Source organism: Chryseobacterium sp. T20, assembly GCF_047345655.1.
GTDB lineage: Bacteria > Bacteroidota > Bacteroidia > Flavobacteriales > Weeksellaceae > Chryseobacterium.
Genome location: NZ_JBLFDU010000008.1, coordinates 45,937 through 59,136, shown reverse-complemented (window position 1 = coordinate 59,136; position 13,200 = coordinate 45,937). Strand labels below are relative to the sequence as shown.

The following is a 13,200-nucleotide window of genomic DNA, read 5'->3' as shown; positions in this document are numbered from 1 at the left end:
TAAACTTTTATTTTTTTAATATAAACCGTTTCTACTTTAATATTAAGACAGGCTGATAGGTATTCTGGTAAATTCCTTCAGAAATACTTCTGCTTGCCAGATAATACAAAAAGCTGTGTTTACCGGGCAGTGCTATAATAAGGTCTGCTTTATCAGATGTAGCAAAGTTCAGGATACCCTTGATAACATTTTCATCATGAGAATAATGAATACTGCTTGGGATTTCCGTTAAATGTTCGCGGATGTAATCTTCCAATTCCTTTTTTTGGTTCTCGTCCTCTTTTTCGCTGGTATTGATATTTAAAAATGAAAGACGAACATCTTCTTTATGAATAACGGATTTGTGATGAAACAGTCTTTCCAATCTTTTAATACCCTTGATGTCACAAGGAATAAATATATTTTTGATAGGCGTATAATGGTAGCTGTGAGGTACAATCAGGGTTTTCACCGGACTTGTTCTGGCAATACTTATAATATTCTCAGAAACAAAACTCTCAGTGGAAGAAGTCTGATCATCACTTCCCAGAATAATCAATTCTACAGACGGCTGGTTTTTTAAAAGCTCATTAATACTTCGGGTAAGAGTCCAATCACTTAACACTCTGGAAACTTTAACTTCAGGTGACTTTTCCGTAATAATACTTCTTAGCTGATCAAATAATGATTCTGTTCTCTGCAACAGATTATTGACATTCTCTTCATTCACAAATGAATGCCCTTCTGCGATATGCAGATAATCAAATTCAGATTCTCCCGCTGTTTTGAGTAGGATAATGTTTTGATATTCGTAGGCTTTTGCCCAATCTGCAGCAATTCTTACTGCATTTTCTGTAGTTGATGTAAAATCAACAGGTACAAGGATTGTTCTCATATTGTATTATGTTTTGGTCCTGATTCGTCCAGGTTGGATGTCATTTTTTTTACCAGAAGCAATGCTTTAATGATCTCTTCTTCATGAATGTCATCAGCTGCTTTTTTATAAAGATCCAACGCCCAGGGGTAAACAGTTTCTACAATCTGTCTGCCTTTCGGAGTTAAAAAGATCTGCTTATTTCTCCTATCGTTTTTATCAGCGATCCGTTCAACAAGATCTCGTTTTACAAGACTGTTGATAAGATAGGTAATACTTGACTTGTCTTTGCTTACCTTATTTCCTATTTCCTGTTGGTTGATGCCACTATTGCGTGAAAGTAATCCCAGGATTTCAATCAGTTCAAATGACAAATCCGGATCATATTCATTAATAGTAGTCTGGATTTTCTGTCGAAGACGACTTTTCATTTCACTCATTGCAAGGCCAAGCTCCAGAGCAAGTTCCGATATGTTATTCTGTTTTACGGGCATACTTTTATAATGAAATAGAAGGCTAAAGCGCCTGTCCAAAGGATTTTTAGCATGATTTATCCTAACAAATATACGAAAAATTAGTTTTAATTAAAACTAATTAGGCCGTTAGATTATGATAATTTTTAATAGTTAAATGATGAACCGGAAAATTATTATTTAGATAACATTCAGTTCATTTTTGTTTATGCTGTAAATTTTACTTTGGCCGCAGCAAAACAAAACAAAACAATTTTAACTTAAAAACTTATGAATCTAATGAAATTTTCATTATTCCGGTTTATTCCGGTGCTTTGTCTTCTAACTCTTTTATCATGTAGGTCAGATCAGTTTCAGCCAGATGAGACTCTTCCTAATGCACAGGAAAATGCCATGAGAGGTGGTTTTCCAAATATCAAAGTATTATCGTATAACACATTCCTGTTGAAAGAACTCGCAGTGTCAGGTATGACACAATGGTCACAACAGGCGAGAGCTCAGAAAATTGGTGAAGCTTCCTTTTTGAAGAACTATGATGTACTGATGCTTCAGGAGTGTTTCGATAATGCAGCCTCCGATAAGCTGCGTGAAAAACTTCTTCCTACTTTTCCTTATCAGACTCCAATAGTAGGACGCACAAAAAATGGGTGGAACAATACTTTCGGCCATTGGCGTGAGATTATCTCCGGAGGATTTGAAGACGGAGGCGTGATGATTGCCAGTAAATATCCTATAGAAAGAATGGATCAGTATATTTTTCCGGCAGGATGCGATTTTGATGGTTACTGCCTGAAAGGCTTTGCTTACGCCAGAATAGTAAAAGGAGGAAAACGTATCCACTTTATAGCAGTTCATGCTCAGTCTACACAGCCATCGTGTAATGGAAGAGATGTGGAAATCCGTAAACAACAGTTGGGAATGATGAAATCATTTGTTGACCGTCTGAATATCCCTGAAGATGAAATGGTAATCTACGGTGGAGATTTTAATATTATAAAAGATACCCCTGAATATTCTGATATGCTGCAAACCCTGAATGTAAATGCTCCTACATACAGAGGATTAAAATATTCATGGGATACGAAAACCAATACGATGGCTTCTTATCATTACCCTTATCCAGCCAATAAAAGAGAATATCTGGATTATATTTTGGTTTCTAATGATCATCTTGTGCCTCCAACCTGGCAAAATATTGCATTCGATCCTGTGGCTTCAACCCTTATGACGTATACGAATGTAACTGGAATTAAGTATCATTGGACAGAATACTCAGATCATTATCCTGTAGAAGCCAATGTTTACTCCGATCAGAAGACTCCTACGAAAAGTTTGAAATTCAGAAAGCATGATCGTATTTCACTGAGATCTGTGGCAACAGGAAAATATATCAGTTCGAACCTTTCAACACCTAATGATTGGCTGACGGTTAATTCTGTACTGCCAAGTGATGCAAGAACCTGGTTTAATATTGTGAATATCGGAGATTCTGACAATTATTTTGATCTGAAAGAAGGATATGTAAGAGTAGAGAGCAGTGAAAGACTTAATCATTTCTGGTATTGGTTTTCTTCAGGTAGTGGAAGTTATTATTTTTATCCAAAATATGGGAAAACGACTTACAACCTAAGAATTCAAATTGTAAAGAAAAAAGCAGGGAACTTTTCAACAAGTGTTGAAGACGGAGATATTGTTGCCTTCAAGGATACCACAGGAATTGGGAATACCTATTATCTGCAGGTTTATAATAAATCAGGAACCGACTGGATTTACCTGAATGGGACAAGCTTAACTCCTGATGTTCAGTTTGAAGTAAAAATGAACAATACGGTTGCACAGCCTTTTTAGAATTACTGATTGTCAATTTACATAACAACTTAATAAGCGGTTGCCCTATGGTAGCCGCTTTTCTTATGAATGTAAAGCAACCTGTATTTTTTGAGCATTTAATATCAATAAAAAAGCAGAGATTAATTCTCTGCTTTTTCTTTTTTAACGGCCTGATGCATAATAAGAATGATCCCCAAGAGGAAACAAGCAATGATCAGATAGCGCCAGGAAAGACCTTTTTGATCAGTTACAGTTCCGCTTACTGAGATGATAAAACTTGTTACAGAAGTGATCACATATACCAATCCACCCATCAATCCACCGGCAGTACCTGCATTTTTCGGAAAGTAAAGCATACTTGTCGTAAAAAAGGAGGTAAATAAAATTCCGGAACAGATATGAATAAAAAAGGCAAATGGAATCATAATGAAAAGACTTTCTGCAAAATAACTGGTAGTGATCAACCCTCCAATCAGAATCAGCTGAAGAAGGATAGGCTGCAATATTCTTGGTTTAAAATCCAGAGTCAGTCTGCGTTTGCCTATAAAACCTCCAATCATCCATGAAAATCCTAAGATTAACGTACAGTATCCAATGACTACCGGTGTAAAATGAAAAGTATTTTCAATAATAAATGGTCCGGTAATATTAAATAACATTACGATAGAGTAGCTCAGTCCCAAAATGAAAATACCCAGCATGAAAATCCTGTTCTTAAGCATCATTTTGTAAAGGCTTATATTCTCTGAAAGATCCAGCTTCTTTTTTTGGGGAAGGCTCTCTCCGCTAAAAAACCACTCAAAAAGAAACAAAAATCCGGCATAAGCTGCCAGAAAATAAAAATTAGCATGCCAGTTAAAGATTTTCTCAAGATATCCTCCAAGGAAAGGCGCTAAAATAGGGCCACAAGACCAGACAATGGTAAAATAGCTCAAATAATGCTTTACCCTTTCCGCATCGTAAATATCCACAAAAATAGCACGCGTTGCCACAACAAGTACTGAAACCGCAGCTCCCTGAAGAATACGAAGCAGACAGATCAGTAAAATACTGTTGGTCATCGTAATTAAAATACTGGTCAGAATCAACAGGAATAATGCTATTAATTTGGGACGGTAACGACCAATGCTATCAAGAATTCCTCCTACAAACAATTGGGAAATTCCGTAGCTCAACAGATATGAAGTCAGGGTAATCTGAATATCTTTTTCCGAAACCATCATTTCTTTGGCCATAGAAGGGAACGATGGTAAATAAATATCCGTGACAAACCCGGAAAGCGGGATAGACACGAAAGCCATAATGGTAATTAATCTGATTCGTTGTTCAGATGCTTCTCTCAACATATTCATTCATTTTTTACATTGCAAAAATAAGTCAAGAAATACAAAACCGGATTTTAAAAGACAAAGTAAAAATTACAAAAATCAAATATTAAGCCAGGTTCTTGAATTTTAAAGGTGAAGTCTGAGCATGCTTTTTAAAGAAATTATTAAAATGAGCAGGCTGGTCAAACCCTAAAGTATATCCTATCTGGGCAATATCCCAATTAGTATACTTCAGTAGGTTTTTAGATTCTTCAAACATCTTTTCTTTAATAATCTGTGTTGTAGTAAGGTTCGTTACGGATTTCACTGAAGAATTCAAATGATTGACATGTACATTCAGATGCTCAGCAAAATCAGAAGGTGTTTTTAATGCCAGCGGATAAGCAGGAGAGTCCAAAGGAAACTGTTTGTTGAGCAATTCATCGAATAACTTGTATAAACGCACGTTTGCAGGAAGTTCATTGGGATTGATGTCTTCCACGCGGTTTTCCAGTGCCAGATGCATTACAGAGGCAAGATTGCTTTTAATGCTGCTGCAACGGAAAGGATAGGGAGAATTGTTCATCCTGTAGATCTGATCAAAATAAAGAGTAGCCAGCTGAGCTTGTTCTTCTGTCAAGAAAATAACCGGCTTGCTCCATTCCTTGAACATCGAAGTTTTTTTAAACAGGTTAAATTCTGAATTTCCATTAAAAAACTCCTGGTTGAACAAACAAAAATATCCTTCCTGTACATCGCTTTCACACTCCCATGAATACGGAATACTAGGAGAGGGGAAAAATAAAGCAGGGCCATCTATAAACAGTTGATGCGCGCCATAATGAATAGTGCCTTTTCCAATGATAAAGCTTATTTTATAATAATCACGACGGTTGTAAGGACTCTTGAAACTACAGTATCTCCGCATAGAGATGTTGAAATGGGATTTTCCGGTTTCAAAATCCTCAGAATCAAATATTTTAATCTGATCTTTACGGATGCGTCTGTAATAATCTTCTATCGTTTCCAGCTGATCACTCATAGGTAAAAATTATAAAAATCAAAGATAAGTAAACTATTGCTTGCTTAAAATAATTTTAAGTGAGATAATAGAAATAGTAATCATAGCTTTGTTCAATATTATCAATACTAAGTAACTAACTATTTATTATAAACTATCTGTGCAAATCTGTGAAATCTGCGGGCGAAAATAATTAAATTAACCTTTATTAATTTCCAATTCCAAAATATGCGATGGCAGTTGAAAAGGACCTGTCTTCGAACTTTCTGCAGCTATAAAACCAGACTCTTTTAAAAAGCCTGAAAGCGGATCATGATCCAATATATTGATCCATATAATATCCGTAAAGCTTACTGCTGATCTGCATTTTTTCCAAAGAGACTGTCTTGTTTCCGGAGAATCAAACTCTGAAAGAATTACAAAACTGATTTCTGTAGCTCTTTTCCCTTCAGGGATTCCTGGGTGTAAAGAACCGCTTTTTATAATGCTGTATCCGATTGGCTTCTGGTCGGCATAGGTCATAATCAGTTGGTTGGAAAGATCATTCAGATCGTTGATCATCTTTCTCGGATCTATTTCATGCTGAATATATTTTTTGATGTCTTCCTCACTTACAAACTCTTTGTACAATGTATAAACGGAAGAATCGATAATGGTTATAAGATCAGAAATTCCCTCTTCAGAACCGACTGTAAATTTTGAAATGATATCCATGGGATTTTTTTTATTCAAAATTATAAGATTAATCCATTCAAAAAGGATACAGTTCACTAAAATATCATCGGTACAGAAAGGTATTTTTGTAAATTTGTTCAGTACAGTTGAAGTGATATGATGAAACCTTATAAGTACGAAGTTTTTACGGCGGAAATAGAGAAGCAGATCTACAGTGGAATTTTACAGGAAAATGACAGGCTTCCTTCCGTTCGTGACATCAAAGAAAGATACAAACTGAGTACAAGCTCTGTGCAAAGTGGATTTGAATACCTTATGATCAAAGGGTTGATCAGGAGTAATCCACGGTCTGGCTATTTTGTCACAGGAATTCAGGAGGAAAATATTCCGGAGATAAAAACTAAGCTTCCGGCCGTTGTGAGGGATGAGGTATTTATGAAAAATATGATGCTTACTTCCAAAAGAACTTCAGAATTCAGCTCTTTCAATACAGCAGTACCCGGAGATCTTCTGATTCCGCAAAAGCTTATTCTCAGAACAATGCAGGAAGTCATTCGCGAGAAAGGAGCATCATTGCTCAGGTATTATCCTTCAAACGGACTGGAGCCATTAAGGAAACATATTGCAAAACAAATGGGAACTTATGGCTGTATATTAAATCCAGACGAAATAATTATCACTGATGGTGCTCTGCAAGCCCTTACAATTGCTTTGAAATCTGTTACAAAAGCAGGAGATGTAGTGGCTGTTGAGAGTCCATGTGTGTTTTCTGTATTGGAAGTGCTTGCTCATCTCGAACTGAAAGTCATTGAGATTCCTGTGCATTATAAAACAGGCTTTGATACTGAATATTTCCAAAAGATCTGTAAGGAAAATAAGATCCGTGCTCTTGTAACGACTCCCAATTTTCATAATCCCACAGGTGTTGTAATGAATGATGGAATAAAAAAAGAAATTCTGAGGATTGCAGAAATGCATCAGTTCTGTATTATTGAGAATGATGTGTATTCCGATCTTTATTTTGAAGAACAAAGACCACAAAGTATAAAAAGCTTTGATAAAAAGGGAATCGTGATGACGTATTCATCCTTTTCAAAGACGTTAGCTCCAGGAATTCGTTTAGGCTGGTTACATGCCGGAAGCTTTTATGCAAAATCCGAAAGAGTAAGATTTGCTTTAGGGCGCACGGTTTCTCCCATTTACCAGGAACTGGTTCTGAAGCTGCTACAGGGAAACAGTTATGAAAAACACCTTCGGGTATTCCGGAAAAAACTCAATCAGCAGGCTGTTCAGGTATTGGATATTTTAAGAAAGTCATTTCCTGAAGGTTCTTATTTTCACAGACCAAGAGGAGGTTACAGTATTTGGGGAAAGCTTCCTGAGAATACGGATATGAAAAGGTTTTATCAGTATTGTGAAGAGCATCAGATTCTGTTTACTCCCGGAAATACCTTTTCGTTCACTGATAAATACCATTACCATTTCAGGATTGTTTTTGCTGAAAGAATTACTTCTGAAAGCATTGTTTTATTAAAAAATGCAGGCAGGAGAGTAAAAGAACTACAGTTTTGAACCGTTAAAAATAATTAAGTATGATAAGGAAATCAAATGGCCTTGTCAATAAGCTTTTTTAAGAGAATTTCGTTTGCTGTTTTTGTTGATTCTTATTGATTCTGAGTGGTTTATTTAAATATTGATTTCTTCTGTATATAAACTCCAGACACGTGGCTGATTTTCTACAATAATTTGATTTTATTTTAAAAATTAAATTGAATTTAAGAAAGACTCAGAAAAAATGATTAAATCCACCATTTTTTTTCAACACAATTAGGCTGGAATCACCATAAAACCTATATTTGCAGCCTAAATTTTTAAATAAATGAAAGAACTAATTGAAAAAATCAACGCAGAATTTGAAGCGTTCACAACTGAGGCAAACCAACAAGCGGAAAAAGGAAACAAAGCAGCTGGTACAAGAGCTCGTAAAGCAGCTTTAGAACTAAGCAAGTTGTTCAAAGAATTCAGAAAAGTTTCTGTAGAAGAAGCTAAGAAATAATTCACCTTTAGCCGGCTTTTGAAGCCGGTTTTTTTATTTCCGGAATACAAAAAGTATTTTAATATGAAATATGTTAAAAACTCCCAGTTTTAGAATGTATTTTGCTGAAATTAAATATTTAGTGTTAAATAGTATTAAAGTGTACTAAACTTCTGTTCTTCTATATACTTACAGGTTTATATTTGTGTTATTAATAAAAACTAATATAACAAATAGCCATGAAGCCCTTTTATCTTCTATTCATTTTCTTTTTCGGTTTTTTTTCTGCACAGAAATTAAGAGTAGTGGATTCCGAAAATGGAAATCCTATTCCGAATGCAAGAATTATCCTTCAGGATCAAATCATTTATACCAATGAAGATGGTTTTGCTCCAGTGAACTCAGATGCTGTTAATTTTGAAGTTTCTGCTTCGGGTTTTCAAAAAGAGAAATTACAAGCCTTTAACGCTCAGGTAAAACTTAAACCTGTCTATAAAAATATTGATGAGATCAAAATCATCAATGTAGATATCAAAAAAATATTTGAAGACATCAATAAAAACTATCATAAAAAATATTATGATGATCCTTCTCTTTATGACGTTGTATACAAGGAAAAAGGTTTTGATAATAATAAGCTCTACTTTCTGGTCATTGCAGAAGCCAAGTTCTGGATGAAAAATAATCAATATAATTTTAAAGATGGTTTTCGTAAAAACTATGATGAAATCCTTCAGATGCAGCTGAATAACGTTAAATATCTGAAGAAAGTAAATACTGATAGTATTTTCACGGGAAAAACCAATGAGTTTTCACATGAATATCTAGGAAACCTCTTCCTGAATTATGAACTTTACAGAACACTCCAGCATTTGAGAATGAAGGATTGTAAATATAGCGGAAGGTTGATTTTTGAGGAAGGCGATGAACAGTTGATTACCTTTAAAATAGAGTCCGTAAGAGGAATTCAGATGAAAGGCGAATTTAAATATAATAAAGCAGATAAAGTGATTACTTATTTTGAAACGCATTATTATCAGACAGATTTTCCTACCATGAAGAAAACGACAACAGATGGAAGAGAATTTCAGTACAAACTTGGTGATGCCACACTGATTTTTGATTTTTATAAAAAAGGCGGTGTCTACGTACCTGCATTGACGAAGTTGGAAGGAGATGGTTTTACCGTTTTTTATAAAGATGAGACCCATGTAAGGAAATTCAGTCGTGAAATTATCTATACTACTTTTACCAAAACCAATAAGAAAGGACTTAATCCGAAGGTCGATTTTAATATCAGTATCTGGAATAATGTTCCTGTAAAAGAAGAAAAAGCTGGGACAACACTGCTTTCCAAAGAGGAACAGGCGTTTCTCAATGAAAAATAAAGTGTCATTTCTAAAGATCACAAGACTGTCATATTGATGGTCTTTTTTTATTGATTATGGCTGCTTTCGGAATTTTATTATTTATTTTGGATGAAAATGTTAATAATATAATCGGAAAGTCTCTTTTTTAGGCTTAATCTTTCATCATTTCCCTAATTTCTTTTATCTTTAAACCAATCAATAAATAGTATGAGGATAAATAGATTTTTTGCAGTGCCTGCCGTAGTGCTGGCTGCTCAGTTTTCATGGGCTCAGGTAAAGGTTGACCCAAAAGAAAGGCTTAACCCTATCGTAAAAAGTTTTGTAGATGAAGTAAATAATAATTCCCAGCTGGAAAATCTGGCATCTGAACTGCTGGATGGGATCGGGCCTCGCCTTGTAGGAACTCCCGAAATGCTGGCAGCAAACGAATGGAGTGCCAATAAACTTCGTTCATGGGGAGTAGATGCCAATCTTCAACAATTCGGAACCTGGAAAGGATGGCAAAGAGGAACCACTCATGTTGATATGACGTATCCGCGCGTAAAATCCCTTTCCGCAACGCAACTGGCATGGAGTCCGGCTACTAAAAAAGCAATTGAGGCAGAAGTGATTATTCTTCCAAAAGTATCTTCTAAAGATGAATTTGATCAATGGCTTCCTTCTGTGAAAGGAAAAATTGTATTGATGGCACAGTATCAGAAAATCGGACGTTCTGATGAGCAGATTAAAGAATTTGCCACTCCTGAATTGTATGAAAAACTTAAAGCTGAAAAAGAACAGGCTGCCAAAGATTTTACTGCTTTTATAAAGAACATCGGGTATGATAATAACACGCTTCCTGAGGCATTGGAAAAAGCTGGGGCGGCAGGTATTGCCATTTCAAACTGGACCGGTATTATGGGAGCTAACAGAATATTTGGAGCAAAAACCAGTAAAATTCCAATGATTGATATCGATGTGGAAGACTATGGAATGCTTTATAGAATGGCAGAAAAAGGGACTCAGCCTAAAATCAAAATTGATGCTCAGTCAAAAGTGCTTCCTGAAGCCAAAAGCTTTAATACAATCGGAATGATCAAAGGGAAGGAAAAGCCTGATGAATATGTGATTCTTTCAGCTCACCTTGACTCGTGGGACGGAGCTCAGGGAGCTACAGATAATGGAACCGGCACAATCACTATGCTGGAAACCATGAGAATTCTAAAAAAATATTATCCGAATAATAAAAGAACTATTGTCATCGGACTTTGGGGAAGTGAGGAACAGGGACTAAACGGTTCGAGAGGTTTTGTGATGGATAATCCTCAGATTATTAAAGGAGTACAGGCTGCTTTTAATCAGGATAACGGAACAGGACGTGTTGTTAATATCAGCGGGCAAGGATTTGTAAAGGCTTATGATTACGTAGGAAGATGGCTTGATGGTGTTCCGAAAGCAGTAAGAGGTCATATTAAAACTGACTTTCCGGGAATGCCTGGCGGAGGAGGTTCTGATCATGCTTCGTTCGTGGCAGCAGGAGTACCAGGAATTTCTCTAGGTTCTCTGAATTGGGGCTATTTTGGATATACCGGGCATACAACGAAAGATACTTATGATAAGATCGTTTTTGATGAGGTCAAAAATAATGTGATTTTAACTGCTGCATTAGCTTATATGGCATCCGAAGATCCTGAATTCAGTAACCGGGAAAAAAGAGTAATGCCCCAGGATGAAAAAGGAGAGACTGTAAAATGGCCGGAAGTAAAAGAGCCAAGAAGAAGCTCTAAAGATTATAAATAGTTTTCTTTATTTGAAAACAAGAAAAGAATAGATGTGATATTCTGATGTCCTATTCTTTTTTGACCGTTATTAGCTAAAACATTTATTTTATAGTTAAATAATATCTGTTGTTAGCCAATAACGGTTTTTTTTATTATGAATTTTCAAAGAAATAGAATGTTTCTCATAACTTAAACCTAAATAGGGAAGTGATAAGATTTTTGTTATCCTTAATGTGATGTATATACTTTAAATAGACTATAAAAAGTATATTATTCTAATCAGGAATAGATTTCATAATAAATGTATAGAGGATGTGAATTGATTAAATATTAAATAAATTTTTCCATTTTGCAACGGTATTGCGACTCAGTTTAAAATGTAGAGCGAGTTGCGTATTATTAAGATAATTCTTTTTTTGATATTCAAGAATTTTATAGATCGTTTCCTTATTATAAGAGCGGTGTGACTGATTAGCCTTAATGTTTTGGTTATAATTAAATATAATCCTGTTGATTTCTATCACATCAAACGATGACAGATTCTTCTTCGATAAAATTTTTGCACACTCCTGCTTTTTCTCCGGATATTTCATGTCAACAAGATCACTGTAAATTCTTTTGTAATCGGGTGTTATTGAGGGGGATTGTTTGTGATGATTCATTTTTAATATCGTGATGTCAATTTTAGCAATTTATAGTCTTTTTTAGTGAGCTGTGTTTGAATACAAATAAATACTAGAGTTCATAAATGAATTAAAGAGGGTGTCTCAACCAATCATAAGAATGCTTTCAATATTTGAAAATAATAAAGTAAACTGCTTTTCAACTTTACAATAGCTTTGTTCTTTAATGCTGCTTACGACTCTAGTATTTGGTCTTGATTGTTTGTGTTTTCATGTAAAAGTATATTTTCTACTCGATATACTGCAAAATTTTAGATACATCATTTATACAGCTTTTTTTAAATGATAAAAACAGACGAAAATCTATTGTCAGTATAAGTTAATTACTTCTCAAAATAAATCAAAGTTATTTACTTGAAACCATGCGTGTTTCGCAGTGCTGTATCTGTGATGTATGTCTTATTTAATACATCGCAATGCTTATTTTATACTTTTACGACGAAACAAAAAGCAGTATAGTATGGAAAAAAAGAATGTATTAACCTTGTTAGTATTGTATTCTCCGGATACGTATTCCCAAGTCGGGATTAATACTACTGGTACTAAAATCACTCTGGATATAGCAGGAAATCCTACACAACCAGCTATACTAGTTGATGCCTCTAATGCAGGGGTAGAACTGGGAGCTAATTCTAATAGCTCCATCATGCAAGCAGCAGGATCCGAATTTGCCGTCCAGAATAATGTTCTCTAAAATTTTGATAGGTGATTAGTATAGTTTTTACACATAATAAATAAATAATGAAAAATATCATCATAATTTTAATAAGTACGCTATTGATTTCTTCGTGTACTGTAAATAATGCTCAAAAAGATATTCCTTATCAACCAGCAAGGAAATATTTTGTTAAAAATACCTATGATAATAAAGATTTTACTGAAAAAATAATTAGTTCACAGGATGAGTTTGAACGGTTTTTTGGGGCTGCAACAACAATGGGTATCGATGGAAAACCAACGCCTATTGATTTTTCAAAAGAAAATGTACTTGCTCTCATTTACCCTAAAACCAATTTGGAAGTGAAAATTATCCCTGTAAGTCTTCAGGAAAATGAGCGGAATACAGTGTATTCTTATAAAGTGGTTGAAGGTGCTCCACGTGGTTTTATGACTATTCCCAATACAATTATTATCATTCAAAAACCAAATTCAAAAAAAATAATTTTTCATAAAATAAAAGAATAATAAAGGGA

The 13,200-nt window shown here is 34.9% G+C and carries 12 protein-coding genes; 7 read left to right on the top strand and 5 right to left on the bottom strand.

What is annotated here, in order from left to right; genetic code table 11:
• Nucleotides 1–31: 31 nt before the first annotated feature.
• Together ACMA47_RS17305 and ACMA47_RS17300 are read right to left on the bottom strand one after the other, a co-directional pair.
• Nucleotides 32–874, bottom strand: coding sequence for a universal stress protein (locus ACMA47_RS17305; RefSeq protein ID WP_413930784.1), 843 nt, complete (start codon nt 872–874; stop codon nt 32–34).
• Entirely contained in the window at nt 871–1,347 is a 477-nt protein-coding gene (locus ACMA47_RS17300) for a MarR family winged helix-turn-helix transcriptional regulator (protein WP_413930783.1), read from the bottom strand. The genes ACMA47_RS17305 and ACMA47_RS17300 overlap by 4 nt, the downstream gene beginning before the upstream one ends.
• A 258-nt stretch (nt 1,348–1,605) precedes the next feature.
• Between ACMA47_RS17300 and sph the strand changes: the two genes are divergently transcribed.
• On the top strand, nt 1,606–3,174 hold the full coding sequence (gene sph / locus ACMA47_RS17295) for a sphingomyelin phosphodiesterase (RefSeq protein WP_413930782.1): 1,569 nt from the start codon (nt 1,606–1,608) through the stop codon (nt 3,172–3,174).
• Nucleotides 3,175–3,296: 122 nt separating this feature from the next.
• Here sph and ACMA47_RS17290 read toward each other — a convergent pair whose 3' ends face one another.
• The 3 genes from ACMA47_RS17290 to ACMA47_RS17280 form a co-directional block, all read right to left on the bottom strand.
• Nucleotides 3,297–4,502, bottom strand: a complete 1,206-nt coding sequence (locus ACMA47_RS17290; RefSeq protein ID WP_114822429.1) for an MFS transporter — start codon at nt 4,500–4,502, stop codon at nt 3,297–3,299.
• An 88-nt stretch (nt 4,503–4,590) separates the two neighbouring features.
• Nucleotides 4,591–5,505, bottom strand: coding sequence for a helix-turn-helix domain-containing protein (locus ACMA47_RS17285; RefSeq protein ID WP_413930781.1), 915 nt, complete (start codon nt 5,503–5,505; stop codon nt 4,591–4,593).
• 177 nt (nt 5,506–5,682) lie between these two features.
• Nucleotides 5,683–6,198, bottom strand: coding sequence for a hypothetical protein (locus ACMA47_RS17280; protein WP_413930780.1), 516 nt, complete (start codon nt 6,196–6,198; stop codon nt 5,683–5,685).
• A 117-nt stretch (nt 6,199–6,315) separates the two neighbouring features.
• Between ACMA47_RS17280 and ACMA47_RS17275 the strand changes: the two genes are divergently transcribed.
• The 6 genes from ACMA47_RS17275 (at nt 6,316) to ACMA47_RS17250 (ending at nt 13,192) form a co-directional block, all read left to right on the top strand.
• The gene (locus ACMA47_RS17275) at nt 6,316–7,731 is read left to right on the top strand and encodes a PLP-dependent aminotransferase family protein (RefSeq protein WP_413930779.1); all 1,416 of its coding nucleotides are present in this window, start codon (nt 6,316–6,318) and stop codon (nt 7,729–7,731) included.
• 307 nt (nt 7,732–8,038) lie between these two features.
• Nucleotides 8,039–8,215, top strand: coding sequence for a histone H1 (locus ACMA47_RS17270; protein ID WP_002978882.1), 177 nt, complete (start codon nt 8,039–8,041; stop codon nt 8,213–8,215).
• A 218-nt stretch (nt 8,216–8,433) separates the two neighbouring features.
• Complete coding sequence (locus tag ACMA47_RS17265; RefSeq protein ID WP_413930778.1) at nt 8,434–9,582, top strand: carboxypeptidase-like regulatory domain-containing protein; 1,149 nt, start codon at nt 8,434–8,436, stop codon at nt 9,580–9,582.
• Between the two features lie 189 nt (nt 9,583–9,771).
• Entirely contained in the window at nt 9,772–11,343 is a 1,572-nt protein-coding gene (locus ACMA47_RS17260; protein WP_413930777.1) for a M28 family peptidase, read from the top strand.
• A 1,148-nt stretch (nt 11,344–12,491) separates the two neighbouring features.
• Complete coding sequence (locus ACMA47_RS17255) at nt 12,492–12,701, top strand: hypothetical protein (RefSeq protein ID WP_413930776.1); 210 nt, start codon at nt 12,492–12,494, stop codon at nt 12,699–12,701.
• Between the two features lie 47 nt (nt 12,702–12,748).
• Nucleotides 12,749–13,192 carry a hypothetical protein gene (locus tag ACMA47_RS17250; protein ID WP_413930775.1) on the top strand — a complete coding sequence of 148 codons (444 nt, stop codon included), beginning with the start codon at nt 12,749–12,751 and terminating at the stop codon, nt 13,190–13,192.
• Nucleotides 13,193–13,200 lie beyond the last annotated feature (8 nt).